The 26,607-nt window shown below is 55.4% G+C and carries 26 protein-coding genes and 1 tRNA gene; 10 read left to right on the forward strand and 17 right to left on the reverse strand.

The window, feature by feature from the left end; genetic code table 11:
- The first annotated feature begins 50 nt into the window (after positions 1-50).
- From HWQ15_RS05110 to dolP, 4 genes are read left to right on the forward strand one after another with little or no spacing between them, the layout of a single operon-like run.
- Complete coding sequence (locus HWQ15_RS05110; RefSeq protein ID WP_045622090.1) at positions 51-2,189, forward strand: penicillin-binding protein activator; 2,139 nt, start codon at positions 51-53, stop codon at positions 2,187-2,189.
- A complete protein-coding gene (locus HWQ15_RS05115) occupies positions 2,147-2,542 on the forward strand; it encodes a YraN family protein (RefSeq protein WP_063149068.1) in 396 nt (131 codons plus the stop codon). Before HWQ15_RS05110 ends, HWQ15_RS05115 begins: the two co-directional genes overlap by 43 nt.
- A gap of 21 nt (positions 2,543-2,563) precedes the next feature.
- Entirely contained in the window at positions 2,564-3,154 is a 591-nt protein-coding gene (diaA, locus tag HWQ15_RS05120) for a DnaA initiator-associating protein DiaA (protein ID WP_003861754.1), read from the forward strand.
- 9 nt (positions 3,155-3,163) lie between these two features.
- Positions 3,164-3,739 (forward strand): division/outer membrane stress-associated lipid-binding lipoprotein, encoded by a 576-nt coding sequence (dolP, locus tag HWQ15_RS05125; protein WP_022649505.1) that lies wholly within the window; start codon positions 3,164-3,166, stop codon positions 3,737-3,739.
- Between the two features lie 50 nt (positions 3,740-3,789).
- On the opposite strand, the gene HWQ15_RS05130 is transcribed toward dolP, so the two are convergent.
- Both HWQ15_RS05130 and HWQ15_RS05135 read right to left on the reverse strand, forming a co-directional pair.
- Positions 3,790-4,827, reverse strand: coding sequence for a permease (locus HWQ15_RS05130; RefSeq protein ID WP_063149067.1), 1,038 nt, complete (start codon positions 4,825-4,827; stop codon positions 3,790-3,792).
- Positions 4,828-4,867: 40 nt separating this feature from the next.
- Entirely contained in the window at positions 4,868-5,512 is a 645-nt protein-coding gene (locus HWQ15_RS05135) for an NAD(P)H-binding protein (RefSeq protein ID WP_022649507.1), read from the reverse strand.
- Between the two features lie 128 nt (positions 5,513-5,640).
- On the opposite strand from HWQ15_RS05135, the gene HWQ15_RS05140 reads away from it, so the two are divergent.
- Positions 5,641-6,159 (forward strand): type 1 glutamine amidotransferase domain-containing protein, encoded by a 519-nt coding sequence (locus HWQ15_RS05140; protein WP_015571965.1) that lies wholly within the window; start codon positions 5,641-5,643, stop codon positions 6,157-6,159.
- Here the strand turns inward: HWQ15_RS05140 and HWQ15_RS05145 are convergent.
- Positions 6,139-6,573: a YhbP family protein gene (locus HWQ15_RS05145; protein WP_022649508.1), complete on the reverse strand. Its 435-nt coding sequence runs from the start codon at positions 6,571-6,573 to the stop codon at positions 6,139-6,141. The two genes, HWQ15_RS05140 and HWQ15_RS05145, sit on opposite strands and share 21 nt — an antisense overlap.
- Positions 6,574-6,587: 14 nt before the next feature.
- Here HWQ15_RS05145 and HWQ15_RS05150 point away from each other — a divergent pair, with 14 nt between their 5' ends.
- Complete coding sequence (locus tag HWQ15_RS05150) at positions 6,588-6,917, forward strand: GIY-YIG nuclease family protein (protein ID WP_003861768.1); 330 nt, start codon at positions 6,588-6,590, stop codon at positions 6,915-6,917.
- On the opposite strand, the gene HWQ15_RS05155 is transcribed toward HWQ15_RS05150, so the two are convergent.
- Complete coding sequence (locus HWQ15_RS05155) at positions 6,904-7,407, reverse strand: GNAT family N-acetyltransferase (RefSeq protein ID WP_022649509.1); 504 nt, start codon at positions 7,405-7,407, stop codon at positions 6,904-6,906. The two genes, HWQ15_RS05150 and HWQ15_RS05155, sit on opposite strands and share 14 nt — an antisense overlap.
- A complete protein-coding gene (locus tag HWQ15_RS05160; protein ID WP_003861771.1) occupies positions 7,401-7,925 on the reverse strand; it encodes an SCP2 domain-containing protein in 525 nt (174 codons plus the stop codon). The genes HWQ15_RS05155 and HWQ15_RS05160 overlap by 7 nt, the downstream gene beginning before the upstream one ends.
- 221 nt (positions 7,926-8,146) lie before the next feature.
- Here HWQ15_RS05160 and HWQ15_RS05165 point away from each other — a divergent pair, with 221 nt between their 5' ends.
- The 3 genes from HWQ15_RS05165 (at position 8,147) to HWQ15_RS05175 (ending at position 11,113) form a co-directional block, all read left to right on the forward strand.
- Complete coding sequence (locus HWQ15_RS05165; RefSeq protein ID WP_022649510.1) at positions 8,147-9,142, forward strand: peptidase U32 family protein; 996 nt, start codon at positions 8,147-8,149, stop codon at positions 9,140-9,142.
- Between the two features lie 7 nt (positions 9,143-9,149).
- Entirely contained in the window at positions 9,150-10,028 is an 879-nt protein-coding gene (locus HWQ15_RS05170; protein WP_063149066.1) for a U32 family peptidase, read from the forward strand.
- A gap of 77 nt (positions 10,029-10,105) precedes the next feature.
- Positions 10,106-11,113, forward strand: coding sequence for an LLM class flavin-dependent oxidoreductase (locus HWQ15_RS05175; RefSeq protein ID WP_063215977.1), 1,008 nt, complete (start codon positions 10,106-10,108; stop codon positions 11,111-11,113).
- Between the two features lie 84 nt (positions 11,114-11,197).
- Here the strand turns inward: HWQ15_RS05175 and mtr are convergent, their stop codons facing one another.
- The 12 genes from mtr to HWQ15_RS05235 all read right to left on the reverse strand — a co-directional run bounded on the left by mtr (position 11,198) and on the right by HWQ15_RS05235 (position 24,901).
- Complete coding sequence (gene mtr / locus HWQ15_RS05180) at positions 11,198-12,442, reverse strand: tryptophan permease (RefSeq protein WP_038416787.1); 1,245 nt, start codon at positions 12,440-12,442, stop codon at positions 11,198-11,200.
- Between the two features lie 142 nt (positions 12,443-12,584).
- A complete protein-coding gene (locus HWQ15_RS05185; RefSeq protein ID WP_022649514.1) occupies positions 12,585-14,480 on the reverse strand; it encodes a DEAD/DEAH family ATP-dependent RNA helicase in 1,896 nt (631 codons plus the stop codon).
- Positions 14,473-14,553, reverse strand: coding sequence for a protein YrbN (gene yrbN, locus HWQ15_RS05190; RefSeq protein ID WP_097397692.1), 81 nt, complete (start codon positions 14,551-14,553; stop codon positions 14,473-14,475). Before yrbN ends, HWQ15_RS05185 begins: the two co-directional genes overlap by 8 nt.
- Positions 14,554-14,660: 107 nt before the next feature.
- Positions 14,661-15,545, reverse strand: a complete 885-nt coding sequence (nlpI, locus tag HWQ15_RS05195) for a lipoprotein NlpI (protein WP_003861782.1) — start codon at positions 15,543-15,545, stop codon at positions 14,661-14,663.
- Positions 15,546-15,655: 110 nt separating this feature from the next.
- Entirely contained in the window at positions 15,656-17,794 is a 2,139-nt protein-coding gene (pnp, locus tag HWQ15_RS05200; protein ID WP_022649515.1) for a polyribonucleotide nucleotidyltransferase, read from the reverse strand.
- A 242-nt stretch (positions 17,795-18,036) separates the two neighbouring features.
- A complete protein-coding gene (gene rpsO, locus HWQ15_RS05205) occupies positions 18,037-18,306 on the reverse strand; it encodes a 30S ribosomal protein S15 (protein WP_003861789.1) in 270 nt (89 codons plus the stop codon).
- A gap of 154 nt (positions 18,307-18,460) precedes the next feature.
- Positions 18,461-19,411, reverse strand: coding sequence for a tRNA pseudouridine(55) synthase TruB (gene truB, locus HWQ15_RS05210; RefSeq protein WP_063149065.1), 951 nt, complete (start codon positions 19,409-19,411; stop codon positions 18,461-18,463).
- Positions 19,411-19,815, reverse strand: coding sequence for a 30S ribosome-binding factor RbfA (gene rbfA, locus HWQ15_RS05215; protein ID WP_003861793.1), 405 nt, complete (start codon positions 19,813-19,815; stop codon positions 19,411-19,413). Before rbfA ends, truB begins: the two co-directional genes overlap by 1 nt.
- 106 nt (positions 19,816-19,921) lie before the next feature.
- Positions 19,922-22,609: a translation initiation factor IF-2 gene (gene infB / locus HWQ15_RS05220; protein WP_022649517.1), complete on the reverse strand. Its 2,688-nt coding sequence runs from the start codon at positions 22,607-22,609 to the stop codon at positions 19,922-19,924.
- A 24-nt stretch (positions 22,610-22,633) separates the two neighbouring features.
- Complete coding sequence (nusA, locus tag HWQ15_RS05225) at positions 22,634-24,136, reverse strand: transcription termination factor NusA (RefSeq protein ID WP_003861798.1); 1,503 nt, start codon at positions 24,134-24,136, stop codon at positions 22,634-22,636.
- 28 nt (positions 24,137-24,164) lie between these two features.
- Positions 24,165-24,617, reverse strand: a complete 453-nt coding sequence (rimP, locus tag HWQ15_RS05230) for a ribosome maturation factor RimP (protein ID WP_014833432.1) — start codon at positions 24,615-24,617, stop codon at positions 24,165-24,167.
- 207 nt (positions 24,618-24,824) lie between these two features.
- A tRNA-Met gene (locus tag HWQ15_RS05235) sits at positions 24,825-24,901 on the reverse strand.
- A gap of 287 nt (positions 24,902-25,188) precedes the next feature.
- Here HWQ15_RS05235 and argG point away from each other — a divergent pair.
- Positions 25,189-26,535, forward strand: coding sequence for an argininosuccinate synthase (gene argG, locus HWQ15_RS05240; protein WP_022649518.1), 1,347 nt, complete (start codon positions 25,189-25,191; stop codon positions 26,533-26,535).
- Positions 26,536-26,607 lie beyond the last annotated feature (72 nt).

Genomic DNA, 26,607 nt, shown 5'->3' on the forward strand with positions numbered 1-26,607 from the left:
TATTGCCGATTTAATATTGAGCATTGCGTAAAAAAATCACTGGATACAGTATGGTACCGTTAACGTTTCTTCGAAAAAAAGCCGCGCACAGCGTGCCCCTCCTGCTGGCAGCCCTGATCTTTACCGGCTGCGGCACCCAGGCACCCGACCAGAGCACTGCTCATATGCAGGGATCCGCTCAGGCTGATTCTGGCTTTTATCTGCAACAAATGTCGCAGAGTTCAAATGATACCAGGATCAACTGGCAATTACTCGCCATTCGTGCGCTGCTGAAGGAAGGAAAAACCCAGCAGGCCGCCGAGCTGTTCAGCCAACTGCCGCAGGATCTTAACGACGATCAGCGCCATGAGCAGACGCTGCTGTCGGCAGAACTGAAGGTCGCGCAGAAAGATTTCGACGGCGCGAAGAAGATCCTCGGCACTATCGAACTGAGCGCGCTGGATAAGAATCAGCAGGCCCGTTTCTGGCAGGCCGGTATCACCGCTGAGCAGGGTCGCCCCTCCCTGACGCTTCTCCGCGCGCTGATTGCCCAGGAGCCTCTGCTCGCGGGTGCGGACAAGCAGAAAAATATTGACGCAACCTGGCAGGCACTCGCCTCCATGACCCAGGATCAGGCCAGAGCGCTGGTGATCAACGCCGATGAAAATGTCCTGCAAGGCTGGCTGGATCTGCAACAGATGTGGTTCAACAACCGCAGCGATCCGAACATGCTGAAAGCCGGCATTACCGACTGGCAAAAGCGCTACCCGCAAAACCCGGGAGCAAAAATGCTGCCAACGCAGCTGGTGAACGTGCAAAACTTTAAGCCCGCCTCCACCAGCAAAATCGCCCTGCTGCTGCCGTTAAACGGCCAGGCAGCGGTGTTTGGCCGCGCCATTCAGCAAGGTTTTGAAGCCGCGAAAAACGGCACTACCGCCGTCACCGGCAGCGCCGTTCCGGCGCAGGCAGCACAGGCGGCGAATGTGAATGACGTCGTCAGTCCGTCAGCCGCCGAAACCAGCGACCTGACCACCGCGCAAACCCCTGCCCAGGGCACCATGCAGAATCCGGTTACCGCCCCAACGACGCAACCCGCTACCTCAGCGCCTGCGGCAACACAGGCCCCGGCTGAAACTCCGGCGCCCGCGACGGCAGAACAACCTCAGCCGCAAACCGCGCAGCCGGAACAGCAGCCAGCAGCCCAGCCGCAGGCTGTGGCCACCACCAGCGCTAACCCTGGTGCAGAGTTGAAAATCTACGACACCAGCGCCCAGCCGCTTGACCAGGTGCTGGCGCAGGTTCAGCAGGACGGGGCCAGCATCGTTGTCGGCCCGCTGTTGAAAAACAACGTGGAAGCGCTGATGAAGAGCAACACCACGCTGAACGTGCTTGCGCTTAACCAGCCTGAGCAGGTTCAGAACCGCGCCAATATCTGTTACTTCGCCCTCTCTCCGGAGGATGAAGCCCGCGATGCGGCCCGTCATATTCACGAGCAGGGCAAGCAGGCGCCGCTGCTGCTGATCCCACGCAGCACGCTGGGCGACCGCGTTGCCAACGCCTTTGCGCAAGAGTGGCAGACCCTTGGCGGTGGCGTGGTGTTGCAGCAGAAATTTGGCTCAGCTTCCGAACTGAGAGCGGGCGTGAACGGCGGGGCAGGTATTGCCCTCAACGGTAGCCCGGTATCCGCCAGCCTGCCGCAGCAGCAGAGCGTCACCATCGGCGGTCTGACGATCCCAGCCCCCCCTACCGACGCGCAAATCAGCGGCGGCGGTAAAGTGGATTCGGCATACATCGTCGCTACGCCGGAAGAGATCGCCTTTATCAAACCAATGATCGCCATGCGTAACGGCAGCCAGAGCGGCGCAACGCTCTACGCCAGCTCCCGCAGCGCACAGGGTACCGCAGGCCCGGATTTCCGTCTGGAAATGGAAGGACTGCAATACAGCGAGATCCCTATGCTGGCAGGCAGCAACCCGCAGTTGATGCAGCAGGCGCTGGGCGCGGTGCGCAATGATTATTCCCTGGCGCGCCTGTACGCGATGGGCGTCGATGCCTGGGCGCTGGCAAACCACTTTACCCAGATGCGCCAGGTACCGGGCTTTGAGCTTAACGGGAATACCGGCGATCTGACCGCCGATCAGGATTGTGTGATTAACAGGAAGTTATCATGGCTCAAATACCAGCAGGGGCAGATTGTCCCGGCCAGTTAAGCCGCAAAGAGACCGGCGACGCGTGGGAGCTAAAAGCGCGCCGCTGGCTTGAAGGCAAAGGACTGCGCTTTGTCGCCGCCAACGTTCGCGGGCGCGGCGGCGAGATTGACCTGATTATGAAAGACGGTCAAACCATCGTGTTTGTTGAAGTACGCTACCGACAGTCGTCCCGTTTTGGCGGTGCTGCCGCCAGCGTGACGCTCGCCAAACAACAAAAATTATTACAGACTGCCCACTTGTGGCTTGCCCGCCATAATGGGAGTTTTGATACTGTGGATTGCCGTTTCGATGTGGTAGCCTTCACCGGAAATGCGATCGACTGGCTTAAAAACGCGTTTGGCGAAGACGCATAAATAAGATTTTAAAGGGATACCGTGCTCGAACGAATAAAAGTGTGCTTCACAGAAAGCATTCAAACGCAGATTGCCGCAGCGGAAGCCCTTCCGGACGCGATCTCGCGTGCAGCGATGACGCTGGTTCAGTCGCTGCTCAACGGCAACAAAATCCTCTGTTGTGGCAATGGCACGTCCGCCGCCAACGCACAGCATTTTGCTGCCAGCATGATCAATCGCTTCGAAACCGAGCGACCGAGTTTACCAGCCATTGCACTAAACACCGATAACGTGGTCTTAACTGCGATTGCCAACGATCGTCTGCATGACGAAATTTACGCCAAGCAGGTGCGCGCCTTAGGCCATGCCGGAGACGTGCTGCTGGCGATCTCCACGCGCGGTAACAGCCGGGATATCGTTAAGGCGGTTGAAGCGGCAGTAACCCGGGACATGACGATTGTCGCCCTGACCGGTTACGACGGCGGTGAGCTGGCTGGCCTGCTGGGGCCGCAGGATGTGGAGATCCGCATTCCTTCGCACCGTAGCGCCCGCATCCAGGAGATGCATATGCTCACGGTGAACTGCTTATGCGATCTGATCGATAACACGCTTTTCCCTCACCAGGATGATTAAGGAGTTCTCATGAAGGTTTTATCGGCCCTTGCAGTCGTGATGTCTGCATTACTGCTTCAGGGATGCATCGCTGCCGCTGTAGTCGGTACCGCAGCGGTCGGCACCAAAGCAGCGACCGATCCGCGTACCGTTGGGACGCAGGTGGATGACGGTACGCTTGAGCTGCGCGTAAACAGTGCGCTGTCGAAAGACGAACAGATCAAGAAGGAAGCACGCATTAACGTGACGGCTTATCAGGGCAAAGTTCTGCTGGCAGGCCAGGCGCCAACCCCTGAACTCGCCTCGCGCGCCAAACAGATCGCGATGGGCGTAGAAGGTACGGCGGAAGTGTTTAACGAGATCCGCCAGGGCCAGCCGATTGGTCTCGGCACCGCGTCATCTGATACCTGGATCACCACCAAAGTGCGTTCCCAGCTGCTGGGTACCGACCAGGTGAAATCCTCAAACGTGAAAGTAACCACTGAGAACGGCGAAGTGTTCCTGCTGGGCCTGGTGACAGAACGTGAAGGGAAAGCGGCGGCGGATATCGCCAGCCGGGTGAGCGGCGTGAAGCACGTCACCACCGCGTTTACTTATATCAAGTAATTCACACCTGACTGTAAGCCCGGTAAGCGCCAGCGCCACCGGGCTTTCTTTCACACCAGCGCCATACTCCCTACAATCACTCCGCTCAACGCCACCAGCCCCGCCGTCAGCCACAGCGCTTTCGCCGGGAATGACTTACGCAGCATGATCAGCGACGGCAGGCTCACCGCCGGCAGCGTGATGAGAAGCGCCAGCGCCGGTGCGGTACCCATGCCAGCCATCATCATGGTCTGAATAATCGGGATCTCCGCCGCGGTTGGGATCACAAACAGGCAACCGGCCACCGCCATCGCAATCACCCACATCAGCGTGTTGTCGATAGCGCCATCCGCATGCGGGAACAGCCAGACGCGCGCCGCCCCGAGCACCAGTACGGCCAGGATATAGACCGGGATTGTGCTCCAGAAAAGCTGCCACAGCGCTTTGCCCCAGCGAGCTAAGAAACTGCCCTGCGGATCGCTGAGGTCCAGCTCAACGGAGGCAGGCCCGGCCTCGTTGTCTTTCACCAGGTGCTGCACCAGCGTAGCGACAAGCACCACCGTCAGCAGGCCAGCCGCCAGACGGATAAACGCGAAATGCCAGCCGAGAACGAAGCCCATAAACACCAGCGTTGCCGGGTTCAGCAGGGGGTTACCCATCCAGAAGGCAAGCGCGCCGCCCATCGACACGCGCTGTCGGCGCATACCCGCCGCCACCGGTGCAGCGCAGCAGGAGCACATCATGCCCGGCAGGGAGAAAATCGCTCCCAGCAGCGTGCCCTGCAGGCGCGGTTGTCCCAGGGTTTTTATCAGCCAGTTACGCGGGATAAGTACCTGAATCAGCGAGCCCAGCAATACGCCCAATACCGCCGCTTTCCAGACGGCAAGAAAATAGACCATTGCGTAATCCCACGCCGCGCGAAGCGGGCTGGAATCGGCCTGCGCGAGAATCGATTTACCGATGCTGTGGGTGTCGGCGGCGGTGAAGGCTTTACCGTAGTACGGCTGCCATTTCACATACCAGAGGCCAATGATGACCACGAGAAAGAAGAGTGCGGGCTTCCACCACTGAACAGGTGTTGCCGCCTGAGATGAAGACTGACCAGTCATACCATTCCCCGGAAGGTGTAATTTAATAAGCCGGGGAAGTTTACGCCTCGCCCTGCGCGATTTCACGCAGTTTTGCCGAAGGGATAATATTAACCCCCTCTTGCGACGGAGCCAGTGCCTCTTTCAGCATCGCCTGCGCGACATCCCGCGCCTCGATGGACTTCCAGTTACCGGGCAGGATGCGAAACAGCGGAGCGAAAAAAGACTCGTTAAAACGCCGTTCGTCGCGGTGGCCCATCAGCATGGAAGGCCGTACGATGGTCAGGCGCTCCCATTGCTGCGCGATTAACGCCTCTTCCATTTTGCCCTTCACCTGGTTGTAAAAAAACGGCGAGCCTGCGTTCGCGCCGTGCGCGCTGACCACCAGGAAATGCTTAGCACCCAGCTTCTTGGCCGTCAGGGCGGTATCTACCACCAGCGTGTAATCTGCATGGACAAAGGCTTCTTTACTGCCCGCTTCCCGTCGGGTAGTGCCAAGGCAGCAAAAGGCGATATCAATGGGATCCTGCACCTGCGCCAGCGCGTCGGTAAGCTGGGGATCGTGCGGGTTATAGACGCCGGTGATATCCAACAGCGGGCGACGCGTCGGGGCGGCGATATAGTTGATATGCCGATCCTGGATCAACAGCCGCAGCAAATGTCCACCCACCAGCCCGGTTGCGCCGGTAATCAGTACCTGACTCATCTTGTCCCCTTTACAGAATTGTCCGTTTGCGATCTGGGCCTGCTCTACCACACTTAAAAGTCTGTTACCGGTAAGTATTTACCACAAACGGGAAAAAAACAGTCTGAAGCGAAAACAACGGAGGAAGCATGGGTAAAAAAATCGCAGTCTTGATTACCGACGAGTTTGAAGATTCAGAATTTACGTCGCCAGCAGAGGCATTCCGCAAGGCGGGCCACGAGGTGGTCACCATCGAAAAAGAAGCGGGTAAAACCGTGAAGGGCCACAAGGGTGAAGCCAGCGTGACCATTGACGAATCCATTGATAACGTCAGCCCGTCGGATTTCGACGCCCTGCTGTTACCGGGCGGCCATTCACCGGATTCCCTGCGCGGGGACGAGCGTTTCGTCACCTTTACCCGTGACTTCGTCGGCACCGGTAAACCGGTGTTTGCCATTTGCCACGGCCCGCAGCTGCTGATCAGCGCCGAGGTGGTACGCGGGCGTAAGCTCACCGCGGTGAAACCGATCGTTATCGATCTGAAAAACGCCGGTGCCGAGTTCTACGATCAGGAAGTGGTGAACGATAACGATCAGCTGATCACCAGCCGTACGCCGGACGATCTTCCAGCGTTTAACCGCGAAGCGCTACGCCTGCTCGGTGCGTAACCAGTGCAGCTTCTTGCCAAAGCCCAGGGTGTTGTCGGTAAATTTCAGCTCATCGAGGCGGATTTCCCACACCGGGGCTTTTAGCGCTGCGGCCACAGGGAAGCGGCGCGTATAGCGTTTACGCTGGGCGTCGCTTTCCTCACCTTCCAGGCGACGAATTTCGCCTTTGAACTGGACCCCGCGGATCAGCGCAACGGTTTTAGGCTGACCATTTACCGTGCCCGCCACTTTTGCCTGTTGGCCCGTCATCTGCGCATGCCGCGTTTTGTCTTCGCTCATCACGTAAAAGGCCACGCGCTCGGGATCGTAGTAATAAAAGGCATTTGCGCACCACATCTCCTCGTCTTTACAGACGCACCAGGTCACAACATGCTGCTTTGCCAGCCAGCGGTTAATGGCGGCCAGTGTTTCCATTTTCGCTCTCTCTCATGCTATGGTGCGTTCACCTTAACATACTGAATCTGTTTACCGTGTGCTGGTTTCTCTATCTTGTCCGAACCGCTGATAACGCACTCTACACCGGGATCACTACCGATGTGGCACGGCGTTTTTTACAACATCAAACGGGAAAAGGGGCGAAAGCACTGCGGGGGAAAGGTGAACTTCAGCTGGCGTTTTCAGCCGCCGTGGGCGACAGATCCCTGGCGCTCAGGCTGGAATACCGCATCAAGCAGCTGACGAAGCGCCAGAAAGAGCGTCTCGTCAACGGGGACGGCTCTTTCGAGGCGCTACGCGAAAGCCTGCTTAAAAACGATTGAAATGATCGTGGTACTCCACCAGACCGGTAACGCCGTCGAGCGAATCGTCCGCCAGAGGATGTACCAGGAAAGATGTTTCCGTGCCTGGCCAGTGGCAGCGCAGATCGTATCTGGACGCTGGCTCAAAGCCTAAACGCTCGTAGAACGCCGGATCGCCCAGAACGACGACAGCGGCATAGCCGAATTCATTCAGGGAATCCAGCCCTTCATAGACCAGCTGGCGTGCCAGGCCCTGTCCACGGTAGTTTTCATCCACCGCCAGCGGCGCCATGCCGACCCACTGTAACTCTTCGCCCTGCACAATCACCGGACTGAACGCCACGTAGCCGACTACCTGCCCTTCATCGTCGGTGGCAACCAGGCCCAGCGTAATCAGGCCATCTTCGCGAAGATCGTGAACCAGTTGAGCTTCGGCGTCGCCTGCAAAAGAGCGGCGTAACAACGCATCGATACCCGGCGCATCAATCCCAATTTCGACTCGAATCAGCATGGTTCACCTACTGAAGTGTGTTTACTGTCCGGCGGGGTTTTTAGCCCGGCCTCAACGAAATCTGCCATTTGCATCAACATCATACGCAGTGCTTTCGGCATCTGCTCCAGCTCAATGGCATCCATTAAATTTTTGACGTACAGACCGAGCTCCGTGTCGCCTTCAATCACCAGACGACGCTGGAAGAAGAGGGTGTCCGGATCCTGTTTGCGCGCGGCGATCATCAGCAGATCGCTGGCATCCGCGCTAAAGCTGACATCCGCCTCGGCGGTTTCACGGACGATAAGCCGATCGTTCTCTACGGAAGTAAACCAGCGCAACCCGATATCGCGTACTTCAATCTTTAACCAGCGGCCTTCCAGAAACTCAAGCTCACCGTCCTGTAGCGCCTGGCGGAACTGCCAGCTCAGTACCTGTTCCAGCACCTGGCGTTTAAGCGCGAACGGCGCCAGTTTTACCGGCACGCTCAGCATTGATGGACCGAATTGTACGAGACGTGAACGCAGTTTATCCAGCACGAGCTTTACTCCCTGATAGCTATAATCCTGCTATTTTGCCATATCCCGACAAGAAGATAGCGGCGTAAATCAACAAACCGTTGTCCGGTATACCTCATTATTGGTGCCATCAATACGCCATTAGCTGCCTTAAATCAAAAATTGTCGCGTATGGGTTAATTAAAATCCCAGCTCGTTAACATTTTTTACGATCCCTGCGATCGACAACATCGGGATAAATTATGGAGCTGCTCTGCCCTGCCGGAAACCTTCCGGCGCTTAAGGCGGCCATCGAAAATGGGGCCGATGCGGTCTATATCGGGCTGAAAGATGATACCAACGCCCGCCATTTTGCGGGTCTTAACTTTACGGAGAAAAAGCTTCAGGAAGCCGTTAACTTCGTTCACCAGCACCGGCGCAAACTGCACATCGCCATCAATACCTTTGCCCATCCTGATGGCTACGCCCGCTGGCAGCGCGCCGTGGATATGGCGGCCCAGCTGGGTGCCGATGCGTTGATCCTGGCCGACCTCGCTATGCTTGAGTATGCGGCAGAACGTTATCCGCATATTGAGCGCCACGTCTCTGTTCAGGCATCGGCCACCAATGAAGAGGCCGTGCGTTTTTATCATCGACACTTTGACGTAGCCCGCGTGGTACTTCCGCGCGTGCTCTCTATTCATCAGGTTAAGCAACTGGCGCGCGTCACGCCAGTGCCGCTGGAGGTTTTTGCCTTCGGCAGCCTGTGCATCATGGCCGAAGGCCGCTGCTATCTTTCTTCCTATCTTACCGGGGAATCGCCAAACACCGTCGGTGCCTGCTCGCCTGCCCGCTTCGTTCGCTGGCAGCAAACGCCGCAGGGACTGGAGTCGCGCCTGAATAACGTGTTAATCGACCGCTATCAGGACGGTGAAAACGCGGGCTACCCGACGCTGTGCAAAGGCCGCTATCTGGTGGACGGCGAGCGCTACCACGCGCTGGAGGAGCCCACCAGCCTCAACACGCTGGAGCTGCTGCCGGAACTGCTGGCCGCCAACATTGCCTCGGTGAAAATCGAAGGCCGCCAGCGTAGCCCGGCCTACGTGAGCCAGGTGGCGAAGGTGTGGCGTCAGGCCATCGACCGCTGCATGGCGGACCCGCAAAACTACGCCCCGCAGGCGGCCTGGATGGAGACGCTCGGCGCGATGTCCGAAGGCACGCAAACCACGCTCGGCGCGTATCACCGTAAATGGCAGTGAGATAATCATGAAATATTCATTAGGGCCGGTGCTTTACTACTGGCCAAAAGAGACGCTGGAAGTTTTTTACCAGCAGGCGGCTAACAGCAGCGCCGATGTGATTTACCTCGGCGAAGCGGTGTGCAGCAAGCGCCGCGCCACCAAAGTGGGCGACTGGCTGGATATGGCGAAAAGCCTGGCCGGCAGCGGCAAGCAGGTGGTGCTCTCGACGCTGGCGCTGGTGCAGGCGTCCTCTGAACTGGGCGAGCTGAAGCGCTACGTCGAAAACGGTGAGTTCCTGCTGGAGGCGAGCGACCTGGGCGTGGTGAACATGTGCGCCGAGCGTAAGCTGCCGTTTGTCGCCGGACATGCGCTGAACTGCTATAACGCGGTGACCTTGCGCCTGCTGCTCAAACAGGGGATGACACGCTGGTGCATGCCGGTTGAGCTCTCCCGCGACTGGCTGGTCAACCTGCTAAATCAGTGTGACGAGCTGGGCATTCGCAATCAGTTTGAAGTCGAAGTGCTGAGCTACGGCCATCTGCCGCTGGCCTACTCTGCCCGCTGCTTCACCGCGCGTTCCGAAGATCGCCCGAAAGACGAGTGTGAAACCTGCTGCATTAAGTACCCGAACGGACGCAGCATGCTGTCGCAGGAGAATCAGCAGGTGTTTGTCCTCAACGGCATTCAGACTATGAGCGGTTACGTCTATAACCTCGGCAACGAGCTGGCGTCAATGCATGGGCTGGTGGATATGGTGCGTCTTTCGCCTCTCGATACCGGCGTGTTCGCCATGCTGGACGCCTTCCGCGCCAACGAAAACGGCGCCTCGCCGCTGCCGCTGACGGCAAACAGCGACTGCAACGGTTACTGGAAACGTCTCGCCGGGCTGGAATTGCAGGGGTAAAAAAGCTCACTTTGTTAACAACGGTTATCATTTTTTAATGCAGTATTAAAGATTGACCGTCGACAAAGTGAGCTGTTATGAATGACAAAACCATTCCGTTTTCGGTGCTGGATCTGGCACCGATTCCACAAGGCTCCTCGGCAAGAGAAGCCTTTTCGCACTCTCTGGATCTGGCTCAGCTTGCCGAAAAACGTGGCTATCACCGCTACTGGCTGGCGGAGCACCATAATATGGTGGGCATCGCCAGCGCCGCCACCTCAGTACTGATTGGCTATCTGGCGGCGAATACCACTACTTTGCACCTTGGCTCCGGTGGCGTGATGCTGCCGAACCATGCCCCGCTGGTGATTGCCGAGCAGTTTGGCACCCTGAATACACTCTACCCCGGTCGCATTGATTTGGGTCTTGGCCGCGCGCCGGGCAGCGACCAGCCGACCATGCGCGCCCTGCGTCGCCATATGAGCGGCGATATCGACAACTTCCCGCGTGATGTAGCGGAGCTGGTAGACTGGTTCGATGCGAGCGATCCTAACCCGCACGTGCGCCCGGTGCCGGGCTACGGCGAGAAAATCCCGGTGTGGCTGTTAGGCTCAAGTCTGTACAGCGCACAGCTTGCCGCACAGCTGGGGCTGCCGTTCGCGTTCGCTTCCCACTTCGCACCGGATATGCTGCATCAGGCTCTGCATCTCTACCGCACAAACTTCAAGCCTTCCGAGCGTCTTGAGAAGCCGTATGCGATGGTGTGCATCAATATCATTGCCGCCGACAGCAACCGCGACGCGGAATTCCTGTTTACCTCCATGCAGCAGGCGTTTGTGAAGCTGCGTCGCGGCGAGACGGGCCAGTTGCCACCACCGGTAGAAAATATGCATCAGCTGTGGTCGGCCTCCGAGCAGTATGGCGTGCAGCAGGCCCTGAGCATGTCGCTGGTGGGTGATAAGGCGAAGGTGCGTCACGGTCTGGAGGCAGTGCTACGAGAAACGCAGGCGGATGAAATTATGGTCAACGGCCAGATTTTCGATCATCAGGCGCGTTTGCATTCATTTGATCTGGCGATGCAGGTGAAAGAGGAGTTGGTGGGGTAGTTTTTTGCCGGATGGCGGCTTCGCCTTATCCGGCCTACGCGATCCCTGTAGGCCCGGTAAGCGTAGCGCCACCGGGCTTTCTGTTTACTGATACACAGGCAACAGATTAAAACTCGACAACATGTGCACCACCGCGTTGCCGAGACCAAATACGAGGATCAGCGCAATCATCGGTTTTCCGCCCCAGACGCGGAATTTCGGGCTGCCGAAGCGCTTACGTGATTTACGCGCCAGCAGCGCCGGTACAATCGCCGCCCAGATGGTAGCCGCCAGTCCTGCATAGCCGATGGCGTACAGGAAACCGTTCGGCCACAGCAGGCCGCCCACAATCGGCGGCAGGAAGGTTAACAGCGCCGTTTTGAAGCGCCCCATCGCAGAGTCATCAAAACCAAACAGATCTGCCAGGTAGTCAAACAGGCCCAGCGTCACACCGAGAAATGAGCTCGCCACCGCAAAGTTAGAGAAGACCACCAGAAGCAGATCCAGACTGCGGCTGTTCAGCACGCCACTCAGCGCCTGTACCAGCACATCAATGTTGCCGCCCTTCTGCGCAATGCCGATAAATTCCGGACGCGGGATGTTACCCATCGTCCCCAGCAGCCAGATCACATACAGCCCCAGCGCCAGCAGCGTGCCGTAAATCAGGCATTTCACGATGGTGCGCGGATCCTTGCCGTAGTACTTCATCAGGCTCGGTACGTTGCCGTGGTAGCCGAACGACGCCAGACAGAATGGCAACGTCATAAGCAGGTATGGCGTGTAGGAGGTGTTCACTTCCGCAACGTTAAACAGCGTGGCCGGCGTGACGTGCCCCAGCAGGCTGCCGAAGGTCAGGAAGAAGGTGATGACCTTGGCGCCCAGCACGATCGCCGTCATGCGGCTGACCGCTTTGGTACTCATCCAGACGATAAACGCCACGCCCAGCGCGAAGCAGAGACCCGCCAGACGCGCCGGAACGTTCAGCGACATCTCGGAGAAGGTGTGATGCAGAATCGACCCGCTCGCTGAAATGTACGCGTAGGTCAGGATATAGAGTACAAACGCGATGGACAACCCGTTCACCAGGTTCCAGCCTTTGCCCAGCAGATCTCGGGTGATGGTGTCGAAGCTGGAGCCAATGCGGTAGTTCAGGTTTGCTTCAAGGATCATCAGCCCGGAATGGAGCATGCAGAACCAGGTGAAAACCAGCGCCGCCAGCGACCAGAAGAACCACGCACCGGACATAACCACTGGCAGGGAGAACATCCCGGCACCAATAATGGTTCCGCCGATGATCACCACGCCGCCAAGCAGCGAAGGTGACGTTTGGGTGGTGGTTAGTGTTGCCATGCGGCCTTATCTCCAGTCAAAAATGTGGTGTGCATTTTAATGTGATGCACTGTACCAGTACAAGAGTACAAAAGGAATAAAAAAAGCCCCGATAACAACTATCGGGGCTGTATATTTTACTTTACGTCAAAAGCGAAAAGGCTTACGCGTCACCGAAACGACGACGGCTGGTGCCTTCTTCGCGGCGTGGGCCACGATTTTCACGGCGCTCGCCGGAGAAACGACGAGGTTCGCCAGTGCGACCTTCGCTACGACCGCCTTCACGACGCTCGCCACCGAAGCTGCGACCACCGCCACGGCGTTCGCCACCGCGGTCAGAGCGAGGCTGTGCATCACCCATCAGTTGCATGTTCATTGGCTTGTTCAGAATGCGGGTGCGAGTAAAGTGCTGCAGTACTTCGCCCGGCATGCCTTTTGGCAGCTCGATCGTTGAGTGTGAACCGAACAGCTTGATGTTACCGATGTAACGGCTGCTGATGTCGCCTTCATTAGCGATCGCGCCAACGATGTGACGAACTTCAACACCATCATCACGGCCCACTTCAATGCGATACAGTTCCATTTCGCCAGCGTCACGACGCTCGCGACGTGGACGGTCTTCACCACCACGCTCTGGACGGTCACCGCGTGGACCACGGTCGTTACGGTCGCCACGACGTTCGAAACGATCGTCACGGTCACGGAACTCACGCTTAGGACGCATCGGTGCATCAGGTGGCACGATCAGGCTACGTTCGCCCTGCGCCATTTTCAGCAGTGCTGCGGCCAGGGTTTCCATATCCAGCTCTTCGCCTTCAGCGACAGGCTGGATCTGGGACAGCAGCGCACGGTACTGATCCAGATCGCTGCTTTCCAGCTGCTGCTGTACTTTCGCGGCGAATTTTTCCAGACGGCGTTTGCCCAGCAGTTCTGCGTTTGGCAGCTCAGCTTCTGGAATGGTCAGCTTCATGGTGCGTTCAATGTTACGCAGCAGACGACGCTCGCGGTTCTCAACGAACAGCAGCGCACGGCCCGCACGACCCGCACGACCGGTACGGCCGATACGGTGAACGTAAGACTCGGAGTCCATTGGGATATCGTAGTTTACAACCAGGCTGATACGCTCAACGTCCAGACCACGTGCTGCCACGTCGGTTGCAATCAGGATATCCAGACGACCGTCTTTCAGACGCTCCAGAGTCTGCTCACGCAGCGCCTGGTTCATGTCGCCGTTCAGCGCTGCGCTGTTGTAGCCGCTACGCTCCAGCGCTTCAGCCACTTCCAGGGTCGCGTTTTTGGTACGTACGAAGATAATCGCCGCATCAAAATCTTCCGCTTCCAGGAAACGGACCAGCGCTTCGTTTTTGCGCATGCCGTATACAGACCAGTAGCTCTGGCTGATGTCCGGGCGAGTGGTCACGCTAGACTGAATACGCACTTCCTGCGGCTCTTTCATGAAGCGGCGGGTAATACGACGGATCGCTTCTGGCATGGTTGCAGAGAACAGAGCGGTCTGATGACCTTCCGGGATCTGCGCCATGATGGTTTCAACGTCTTCGATGAAGCCCATACGCAGCATTTCATCTGCTTCATCCAGTACCAGGCCGCTCAGCTTAGAGAGGTCCAGGGTACCGCGCTTCAGGTGATCCAGCAGACGGCCCGGCGTACCGACAACAATCTGTGGGCCCTGGCGCAGGGCGCGTAACTGCACGTCATAACGCTGGCCGCCGTACAGGGCTACCACGTTTACGCCGCGCATATGTTTAGAGAATTCCGTCATTGCTTCAGCAACCTGAACAGCCAGTTCACGGGTTGGAGCCAGGACGAGGATCTGCGGCGCACGCAGGTCCGGATCAATGTTGTTCAGCAGCGGCAGCGAGAATGCTGCGGTTTTACCGCTACCGGTCTGGGCCATGCCCAGCACGTCACGACCAGAAAGCAGGTGTGGGATACACTCAGCCTGGATCGGAGATGGTTTTTCGTAACCCAGATCGTTAAGGGCTTCAAGGATAGGAGCCTTCAGGCCCAGATCTGCAAAAGTGGTTTCGAATTCAGCCATGTAGTACAAGTGCCTCGATATTAATGGCGGCCAGTCTACTTAGCTCATCGTGAAAATGATTAGCAATTTTCATTGAAAAGTGTGAACCGGCTCAAATTAGGTGTATTGACGAACAACAACGCCCTCACCAGTGAAGGTGATGGCAATCAAAAGATTACGGGCTGATGTTTATGTCGTCAGCTATTGCTGGTCCGATTCTGCCAGGTCGTCTTGCTCCTGGCCCAAGAGCGATAATTCCAACAATGCATAACGGTGCTCAACGAAGTTATGTACGTTGTTAGCAACCGCTAATTTGAACAGTGCCGTAGCGCTGTCCATATCCCCCAGACTTAGGTAGTACTTACCTAAATAGAAGTTGGTTTCACTGAGATGCTCAGCGAGCGAGGTGTTATCCGTTGCGTCCGCCTTGAGGCGTTCCATCAGCGTTGCTTCGCTAATGTTGCCCAGGTAGAACTCGACAATGTTCCATCCCCACTGTTCCTTGTCCGATTTCTCGAAGCGCTGTTTCAGTGCTTCTTTGGCCTGCTTCTCATCGAGCTTCTGCTCAACGATGTAAAGCCACAGGCTGCGGAAAGGATCATTAGGATCGTCTTGATAAAACGCCAGCAGATCATCTTGCGCTAACTTATCACGACCGCCGTAATACAATGCGATACCGCGATTCAAGTGCGCGTAGTTGTAAGTTGGATCAAGCTCAAGTACAGAATCAAACGCTTCATAGGCAGCATCAAAATTGCCTGCCTGCGTTAAATAAATGCCTAAGTAATTGAATACTTCAGGCATATCAGGTCGAATTGCCAGCGCTTGTGAAAAATCATTTCGCGCTAATGCCCTCAGACCGAGACTATCATACAACACTCCGCGCTCATATAAAAGCTGTGCGCGTTCGTCATCGGTTAAAGCCCGACTGGCAAGTATTTGTTCCATGCGTGCCAGAATCACTTCCTGCTGCAAAGTCGGTTGCAATGGCACTGCGAGGACTTCGCTCTTACGCCAGGCAGAGTTGCTGCATCCTGCCAGCGTTAAAGCTGTCGCAACGAAACACCAGCGCAAAAAAGGCTTCATTTCCCACTCCCGAAGACAACTATTGGATGAACGTCCTGTCCCCCGGCGGCTTAACAAGGCGTCCTGCCTGATAATAAGCCCTCCGCCTGCGCGGAGGGCAAATGGCAACCTTACTCGCCCTGCTGTTCAGCAGCCGGAGCTTCCGGCGCCGCAGCAGGCTGAGACTGCTCGGTTGCTTCTTTAATGCTCAGACGGATACGGCCCTGGCGGTCAACTTCCAGAACTTTCACCGGTACTTCCTGACCCATTTGCAGATAATCGGTCACTTTCTCAACGCGCTTGTCAGCGATCTGAGAGATATGTACCAGACCTTCTTTACCGCCACCGATGGCAACGAATGCGCCAAAGTCAACGATACGGGTCACTTTACCATTGTAGATACGGCCCACTTCGATTTCTGCTGTAATCTCTTCGATACGGCGGATAGCATATTTCGCTTTCTCACCGTCGGTTGCTGCGATTTTCACAGTACCGTCATCTTCGATTTCGATGGTGGTGCCCGTTTCTTCGGTCAGTGCACGGATAACAGAACCGCCCTTACCGATAACATCTTTGATCTTGTCTGGATTGATCTTGATGGTGTGAATACGCGGAGCGAATTCAGAGATATCACCGCGTGGTGCGTTGATAGCCTGTTCCATCACGCCCAGAATGTGCAGACGCGCACCTTTAGCCTGGTTCAGAGCAACCTGCATGATCTCTTTGGTGATACCTTCAATTTTGATATCCATCTGCAGGGCAGAGATACCGTCGCGGGAACCCGCCACTTTGAAGTCCATATCACCCAGGTGATCTTCGTCACCCAGAATGTCAGACAGAACAACGAAGTTGTCGCCTTCTTTCACCAGACCCATTGCGATACCCGCAACGGCGGCTTTGATCGGCACGCCTGCATCCATCAGCGCCAGAGAGGCACCACACACGGAAGCCATGGAAGAAGAACCGTTGGATTCAGTGATTTCAGACACGACACGTACGGTGTACGGGAATTTGTCTGCTTCTGGCATTACTGCCAGCACGCCGCGCTTCGCCAGACGACCGTGACCAATTTCACGACGCTTCGGTGAGCCAACCATACCGGTCTCGCCCACAGAGTACGGAGGGAAGTTGTAGTGGAACAGGAAGCTGTCAGTGCGCTCGCCCATCAGTTCATCGATGTTCTGTGCGTCACGTGCAGTACCCAGGGTAGCGGTAACCAGCGCCTGGGTTTCACCACGGGTGAACAGCGCGGAACCGTGAGTACGTGGCAGCACGCCAGTACGCACATCCAGACCACGGATCATGTCCTTTTCACGGCCATCAATACGCGGCTCGCCTGCCAGTACGCGACTACGAACAACGTTTTTCTCAATAGCGTGCAGGATTTCGCTCAGCTCGTTAGCGTCCAGCGTTTCGTCTTCCGCGATCAGGGTTGCGATGGTTTCATCTTTGATCACGTCAACCTGAGCATAACGCTCCTGTTTGTCTGTAATGCGATATGCATCGCTCAGACGAGATTCTGCCAGTGCAGCTACGCGTGCGTTCAGCGCGTCGTTTACCGCTTCTGGCTGCCAGTCCCAACGTGGTTTACCGGCTTCTTTCACCAGGTCGTTGATGTTCTGGATAACAATCTGCTGCTGGTCGTGGCCGAAGACCACTGCGCCCAGCATCTGGTCTTCACTCAGCAGTTCTGCTTCAGATTCAACCATCAGAACTGCTGCTTCAGTACCGGCAACAACCAGGTCCAGCTTACTCTCTTTCAGCTCTTCCTGAGTTGGGTTCAGCACGTACTGGTCGTTGATGTAACCGACGCGCGCGGCACCGATTGGGCCATTGAATGGGATACCAGACAGTGACAGGGCAGCAGACGCACCGATCATCGCTACGATGTCCGGGTTAACCTGTGGGTTAACGGAAACAACGGTTGCGATAACCTGCACTTCATTGACGAAACCTTCCGGGAACAGCGGACGAACCGGGCGGTCAATCAGACGCGCGATCAGGGTTTCGCCTTCGCTTGGACGGCCTTCACGACGGAAGAAGCCACCCGGGATTTTACCGGCAGCGTAGGTACGCTCCTGGTAGTTCACGGTCAGTGGGAAGAAGTCCTGACCTGGTTTAGCTTTTTTCTGGCCAACTACGGTAACGAATACAGCAGTGTCATCCATGCTTACCATTACGGCAGCAGTAGCCTGACGAGCCATCATGCCGGTTTCCAGCGTGACGGTATGCTGACCATACTGGAATTTACGAACGATCGGATTCAGCAAAATTCTGTCCTTTCTTAAATGTTTGAAAGCACACCTCAGGTGTGCTGACGATTTAACCCGACCTTCTTCGCATCCTCGCGACTAATGACAACCGACACCCCCATGGGTGAAGCCTCTCATTAGCCGCGCGAACCTCTGCAATGAAGATCATTTATAGCAACAATACAATAGTTTCCCCTGAATTGCTGCCGTCTGGTTGAAAAAAGGGGCCATCAGGCCCCCTTTTCTGAAACTCGCAAGAATTAGCGACGCAGACCCAGACGCTCGATCAGCGCGGTGTAGCGTGCAACATCTTTACGCTTCAGGTAGTCGAGCAGTTTACGACGCTGAGAAACCATACGCAGCAGACCACGACGGCTGTGGTGATCTTTTTTGTGCTCTGCAAAGTGACCCTGCAGGTGGTTAATCTGTGCAGTCAGCAGTGCAACCTGAACTTCGGTAGAACCGCTGTCGTTAGTACCACGACCAAACTCAGAAACGATTTTAGCTTTAGCTTCAACGCTTAGAGACATTTTCAAACTCCAAAGTATAAAGAATGTAAGGATGCCGATCTCTAATTCAGCTATCCCATGTACGCCCCGCAGATTGTTAAACAATTTACCAGGCGTTAAGCGGCGATATTCTACTCGTCTCCCCTGCTTATCGCAAGGTGAGGCGTTATCACCGTCACGCTTCGACCGGGTATTCGACGACCAGACGACGCGGGGCAACGCGCCCTTCACCGTCCATTTCGCCCATCCCGATAAACTTGCCTTCCTCCCCTTCCGTCACACGGACCAGGCCCTCAAGCGGCGCCCCCGTTGTGCGGACCGGGTTTCCGTTCTTAAAGTAAACGGACGATGTTAAAGGAAGATTAACAACCGGGAAATTTGCTGCCGGACTGTCCATTGGCATCAGCAGCGGATCCAGCAGATCTGCCGACGCAATTCCCTGCGCTTGCGCCTGTTCAGCCAGGGCGTGCAGATGCTCAAGCGTTACCATACGTTCGACCGGATACTTGCTGACCGCCAGACGACGCAGATAAATCACATGCGCGCCGCAGCCCAGCTTTTCACCGAGGTCGTCAATGATGGTGCGGATGTAGGTCCCTTTCGAACAGTGTACTTCCAGCTCCAGCTCATCACCTTCGTGGCGAATGAACAACAGCTCATACACGGTAATCGGACGGGCTTCACGCGGAACGTCAATGCCCTGACGCGCATATTCGTAAAGCTTCTTGCCCTGATATTTCAACGCCGAATACATCGACGGCACCTGCATTGTGTCGCCCCGGAAGCTCTCCAGCGCCGCATCAAGTTGCTCTGCGCTGAAGGTTACCGGGCGCTCTTCAACCACCTGACCATCCGCATCGGAAGTGTCCGTGCGCTGGCCCAATTTGGCAATCACGCGGTAGCGCTTATCGGAATCCAGCAGATACTGGGAAAACTTTGTCGCTTCACCCAGGCAGATCGGGAGCATCCCGGTTGCCAGCGGATCCAGCGCGCCGGTGTGCCCCGCGCGATTGGCGTTATAAATACGCTTTACTTTTTGCAGCACGTCGTTGCTGGATGCGCCCTGTGGTTTATCCAGCAACAGCACGCCATGCACGTCACGACCGCGACGACGAGGACGACTCATCAGTCCTCCTTGCTGTCGTCCGCCGGGTTAACACGACGCTCATCGTCATGTTTCACCACGCTGGTCACCAGGTTGGACATACGCATACCCTCAACCAGCGAGTTGTCGTAGAAGAAGGTCAGCTCCGGCACAATACGCAGACGCATCGCTTTGCCAAGCAGAGAGCGGATGAAACCAGAGGCTTCCTGCAGCGCTTTAATGCCGTTCTTCACGGCGTCTTCATCCTGGTCATTCAGGAATGTCACAAACACTTTGGCGTACGCCAGGTCGCGGGACATTTCCACGCCAGACACGGTGGTCATCATCCCCACGCGTGGATCTTTGATTTCACGTTGCAGAATGAGAGCGATCTCTTTCTGCATCTCCTGCGCGACGCGCTGTGGGCGACCAAATTCTTTCGCCATAATAAATTCTCCAGACAAAAAAGGGGCTTAAGCCCCTTTTTAAAATTACTGCCGGGTGGCGCTTCGCTTACCCGGCCTACGCTAATTAATCTTCAGTTGACGAAGATTACGCGATGGTACGCTGAATTTCGATGATCTCGAACACTTCGATCATATCGCCAACGCGAACGTCGTTGTAGTTCTTAACACCGATACCACATTCCATGCCGTTACGAACTTCGTTAACGTCATCTTTGAAGCGGCGCAGGGATTCCAGCTCACCTTCGTAGATAACCACGTTGTCGCGCAGTACGCGGATTGGGTTGTGACGCTTAATGGTCCCTTCGGTAACCATACAGCCCGCGATCGCACCGAATTTCGGTGATTTGAACACGTCACGTACTTCAGCCAGACCGATGATCTGCTGTTTCAGCTCAGGAGACAGCATGCCGCTCATCGCTGCTTTCACTTCGTCAATCAGGTTATAGATGACGGAGTAGTAACGCAGATCCAGGCTTTCAGCATCGATAACTTTACGCGCAGATGCGTCAGCACGAACGTTGAAGCCAACCAGGATAGCGTTGGACGCGGCTGCCAGGGTTGCGTCGGTTTCGGTGATACCACCTACGCCAGAACCGATGATCTTCACTTTCACTTCGTCGGTAGACAGTTTCAGCAAGGAGTCGGAGATCGCTTCCACAGAACCCTGTACGTCCGCTTTCAGAACGATGTTCACTTCGTGAACTTCGCCTTCAGTCATGTTGGCGAACATGTTCTCGAGTTTAGATTTCTGCTGGCGAGCCAGTTTCACCTCACGGAATTTACCCTGACGATACAGCGCCACTTCACGTGCTTTCTTCTCGTCACGTACCACGGTTACTTCGTCACCGGCAGCCGGAACACCGGACAGGCCGAGGATTTCCACTGGGATGGACGGACCCGCTTCCAGCACTTCCTGACCCAGTTCGTTACGCATCGCACGAACGCGACCGTATTCGAAACCACACAGAACGATGTCGCCCTTGTGCAGAGTACCTTCGCGAACCAGAACGGTTGCAACCGGACCACGACCTTTATCCAGGAAGGATTCGATTACCGCGCCGCTCGCCATACCTTTACGAACCGCTTTCAGCTCCAGAACTTCAGCCTGAAGCAGGATAGCGTTCAGCAGGTCGTCGATACCGGTACCTGCTTTTGCAGAAACAGGGATAAACTGCGCTTCACCGCCCCACTCTTCCGGCATAACGCCGTACTGTGACAGTTCGTTCTTAACGCGATCCATATCGGCTTCTGGCTTATCGATTTTGTTGACTGCAACAACCAAAGGCACCTGCGCCGCTTTCGCGTGCTGGATAGCTTCAATGGTCTGTGGCATCACGCCATCATCGGCAGCAACAACCAGAACAACGATATCCGTTGCCTGAGCACCACGAGCACGCATTGAGGTAAACGCTGCGTGGCCTGGGGTATCCAGGAAGGTGATCATGCCGTTTTCGGTTTCTACGTGGTAAGCACCGATATGCTGGGTAATACCACCCGCTTCGCCGGAGGCAACCTTAGTAGAACGAATGTAGTCAAGCAGAGAGGTTTTACCGTGGTCAACGTGACCCATGATGGTCACAACCGGTGCGCGCGGTTCAGCCGCTGCGCCCGTATCACGGTCGCTCATTACTGCTTCTTCCAGCTCGTTTTCACGACGCAGGATAACTTTGTGGCCCATCTCCTCGGCAACCAGCTGTGCGGTTTCCTGGTCGATGACCTGGTTGATGGTGGCCATTGCGCCCAGCTTCATCATCGCTTTGATGACCTGAGAGCCTTTCACCGCCATCTTGTTAGCCAGTTCGCCAACGGTGATGGTTTCGCCGATCACAACGTCACGGTTAACGGCCTGAGCTGGCTTCTGGAAGCCCTGCTGCAGAGCGGAACCTTTACGCTTACCGCCTTTACCACCGCGAACCGCTGCACGTGCTTCTTCACGGTCAGCTTTAGATTCAGCGTGCTTGTTACCTTTTTTCGCAGGACGCGCCGCTTTTGTACTGCGAGTACGGCCACGACCACCTTCAACTTCACGGTCGTTATCGTCTTCTGCCTGGCGCGCATGCTGAGAAGTGGTTACGTGATAATCGCTGTTGTCTTCAGTTGGTTCAGCGGTATTCACACCGTTCTTCTCGTTTTCTTCTGCCATGCGACGCGCTTCTTCGGCGACGCGGCGAGCTTCTTCTTCAAGCTTGCGGCGGGCTTCTTCTTCCGCTTTACGCTTCAGCTCGGCAGCTTCATTTTCACGGCGGGCTTTTTCAGCCTGGGCAGTTTTGGTCATTTCGTCGGTCTGTTGATTGCTCACTTTGTCTTTTTCCGCAGCGTCACGCTTCGCTTTTTCACCGGCGTCGCGTTTCGCTTTTTCTGCGGCCTCACGTTCAGCTTTTAATTCTGCTTCGCGTTTAGCAGTGGCTTCTGCCTCACGCTGAGCTTGTTCTTCCGCTTCACGCTGTGCCTGCTCTTCCGCAGCAAGGCGTTCTGCCTCTTGCGGATCACGTTTTACAAAGGTGCGCGTCTTGCGGACTTCAATTTGTACCGATTTGCTTTTGCCACCGGTACCAGGGATGTTCAACGTGCTACGCGTTTTGCGCTGCAGCGTTAACTTGTCAGGCGTAGAGCCGTGTTCACGGTTCAGGTGCGCTAACAAGGTTTGTTTTTCTTGCGCGGTCACCGAGTCATCAGCGGCCTTCGGGATCCCTGCATCAGCAAATTGCTGTACCAGGCGGTCCACGGAGGTCTGAATCTCAGCAGCCAGCGATTTTACAGTTACATCAGTCATGCTGTTCCTTCCTGCTACAGTTTATTACGCTTCGTCGCCGAACCAGCAAATATTACGTGCGGCCATGATGAGTTCGCCGGCTTTCTCGTCGGTTAAACCTTCGATATCAGCCAGGTCATCAACGCCTTGCTCAGCGAGATCTTCCAGCGTACAAACACCACGGGCAGCCAGCTTGAACGCAATCGCACGATCAAGACCTTCCAGATTCAGCAGGTCATCAGCCGGCTTCTTATCGCCAAGGCTTTCTTCCTGAGCCAGCGCCAGGGTGGTCAGTGCGTTTTTAGCGCGTTCACGCAGGGCTTCAACGGTTGGTTCATCCAGACCGTCAATTTCCAGCAGCTCTTTCATTGGCACGTAGGCCAGTTCTTCCAGCGTAGAGAAACCTTCTTCAACCAGCACAGTGGCGAAGTCTTCGTCAATGTCCAGGTATTTGGTGAAGGTATCGATCGCCGCGTGGGCTTCAGCCTGATGCTTGGCCTGAAGGTCATCAACGGTCATCACGTTGAGTTCCCAGCCGCTCAGCTGTGACGCCAGACGTACGTTCTGACCGTTACGGCCAATCGCCTGCGCCAGGTTGCCCGCTTCTACAGCGATATCCATGGTGTGTTTGTCTTCGTCAACAACGATAGACGCCACATCAGCCGGTGCCATTGCGTTGATCACGAACTGCGCCGGATTGTCGTCCCACAGAACGATATCAATACGCTCGCCGCCCAGTTCGGTAGAAACCGCCTGAACACGTGCGCCACGCATACCGACGCAAGCACCGACCGGGTCGATACGCTTGTCGTTGGTTTTCACCGCAATTTTCGCACGGGAACCCGGATCGCGGGCCGCCGCTTTGATTTCGATAACTTCTTCGCCGATTTCCGGCACTTCGATACGGAACAGTTCAACCAGCATTTCTGGTTTAGAACGCGTCACGAACAGCTGTGCACCACGTGCTTCAGGACGTACGGCATACAGCACACCACGAATACGGTCGCCTGGGCGGAAGTTTTCACGCGGCAGCATGTCTTCACGCAGGATAACGGCTTCAGCGTTACCCGGCAGCCCTTCGGATTTGATCTCCAGAGAGATGTTATCGCGGTTCACTTTCTTCACCACGCCAGTGATGATTTCGCCTTCCTGATCGCGGAACTGATCGACAACCAGCGCGCGCTCGGCTTCGCGAACTTTCTGCACGATAACCTGCTTCGCGGTCTGGGTGGTGATACGGTCGAAGGTGACAGATTCAATCTGATCTTCAACGTAGTCACCCACGTTCAGACTTTCGTCTTCAAAACGTGCCGCTTCCAGGGTGATCTCTTTGGTCGGTTGGGTCACTTCTTCAACGATTACCCAACGACGGAATGTATCGAAGTCACCGCTTTTACGATCGATTTCTACGCGAACATCGATCTCTTGTTCGTATTTTTTCTTGGTTGCTGTAGCCAGTGCACTTTCCAGCGCTTCGAAAATCTTCTCACGCGGCAGTGATTTCTCGTTGGAGACGGCTTCAACAACAGCCAAAATTTCTTTGTTCATCGCGGGCTTTTCACCTCAATCCAGACTGTTAAAAGTGGGGAACCAGGTTCGCCTTCTGGATATTACTCAGCGCGAACACTTCATCTTTGCCTTCGACTGTCACCGTGATCATTTCACCATCAACGGCTTTGATAATTCCCTGCCATTTACGGCGGTTCTGTACGGCCATACGCAGAACGAGAGCCACTTCTTCACCGGTAAAGCGCACATAGTGCTCGGCCGTGAACATCGGACGATCGAGGCCAGGTGAGGAAACTTCCAGGTTGTACGCAACGGTAATCGGATCTTCAACATCAAGAACCGCACTCACCTGGTGGCTGACATCAGCACAATCATCAACATTGATGCCATCTTCACTATCAATATAGATGCGCAGCGTCGATGTGCGGCCGCGAACGAATTCGATGCCGACCAGTTCGTAGCCCAGTGCTTCGACCGGTGCAGTAATCATCTCTGTTAATTTTTGCTCTAATGTGGACAAGCCCACCCCCAAGACATAAAAAAAGGGCGTAAAGCCCAGTTATTCTGTAGTCAGATAACAAAAAACCCCGATAAATCGGGGCTTTAGATAACTGAACCCTATAGCCACAACTGTGGCCTGGAGCACTTTCCGAAAGAATTTTTTCAAATCCAGCTACGAAGGCTCTAAGTCTTCACAGTATATTTGAAAAAGAACTTTATAGGAAAGTGGTTGCGGGGGCCGGATTTGAACCGACGACCTTCGGGTTATGAGCCCGACGAGCTACCAGGCTGCTCCACCCCGCGCCTGAAACGTGGCAAATTCTACGCGTTTTGGACAGAATTTGCAAATAATGCTGGGATTTGGTACCGAAGACGGGACGTAAAATCGGCGTTTAGTATATTGATAGTTGACCCCACCTGTCAACCCAGCTTCTGCCAGACAGAACAGACCAAATTTTTTACAAAAAACGCACGAGTCTCTTTCGGTCTTCGACAAAAGATGATTAAATGAATACTCACTTATTTTGCATAAAAATGCACAAGAGAGCGAAAGCGGTCTCTAATCAGTCAATCAAGCAGGGTTTTATTCTATGACGACGATTCTCAAGCATCTTCCGGTAGGACAACGTATTGGCATCGCTTTCTCAGGCGGCCTGGATACCAGCGCTGCACTGCTGTGGATGCGCCAGAAGGGAGCGGTTCCGTATGCATATACTGCGAACCTGGGTCAGCCGGACGAGGAAGATTATGACGCGATCCCTCGTCGTGCCATGGAGTATGGCGCAGAGAACGCACGTCTGATTGACTGCCGTAAGCAACTGGTCGCTGAAGGCATTGCCGCTATCCAGTGCGGTGCTTTTCATAACACTACCGGCGGCCTGACCTATTTTAATACCACTCCGCTGGGTCGTGCTGTCACCGGCACCATGCTGGTCGCCGCCATGAAAGAAGATGGCGTGAACATCTGGGGTGATGGCAGTACCTATAAAGGCAACGATATTGAACGTTTCTATCGTTACGGTCTGCTGACCAACGCCGAGTTGCAGATCTACAAACCGTGGCTGGATACCGACTTCATCGACGAACTGGGTGGCCGTCATGAAATGTCTGAGTTTATGATTGCCTGCGGCTTTGACTATAAGATGTCCGTTGAGAAAGCCTACTCAACCGACTCCAACATGCTGGGTGCGACGCACGAAGCGAAAGACCTGGAATTCCTGAACTCCAGCGTAAAAATTGTTAACCCGATCATGGGCGTAAAATTCTGGGATGAGAACGTGAAGATCCCGGCGGAAGAAGTGACCGTGCGTTTCGAACGCGGTCATCCGGTTGCCCTGAACGGTAAAACCTTCTCAGACGATGTTGAACTGATGCTGGAAGCAAACCGCATCGGCGGTCGTCACGGTCTGGGTATGAGCGATCAGATTGAAAACCGTATCATCGAAGCGAAAAGCCGTGGCATTTACGAAGCTCCGGGGATGGCGCTGCTGCACATCGCTTACGAGCGTCTGCTGACCGGTATTCACAACGAAGACACCATTGAGCAGTATCACGCTCATGGCCGTCAGCTGGGCAAACTGCTGTATCAGGGTCGCTGGTTTGATCCACAAGCGCTGATGCTGCGTGACGCCCTGCAACGTTGGGTGGCGAGCGCAATCACCGGCGAAGTGACGCTGGAACTGCGTCGCGGCAATGATTACTCCATCCTCAATACCGTGTCTGACAACCTGACCTATAAAGCAGAGCGTCTGACCATGGAGAAAGGTGAGTCAGTATTCTCTCCGGACGATCGTATTGGCCAGCTGACCATGCGTAACCTGGACATCACCGATACCCGTGAGAAGCTGTTCAACTATGTTGAGAATGGCCTGCTCTCCGCGAATTCCGGTAATGGTCTGCCGCAGGTTGAGAACCTGGAACACAGCGATAAGAAGTAATCGACAGCAAGACATGCAAAAGGCGCCCAATGGGCGCCTTTTTTGTGGTCTTCGTAGGCCCGGTAAGCGCAG

This window comes from Enterobacter sp. DSM 30060 (assembly GCF_013375955.1).
Classification (GTDB): Bacteria; Pseudomonadota; Gammaproteobacteria; order Enterobacterales; family Enterobacteriaceae; genus Enterobacter; species Enterobacter intestinihominis.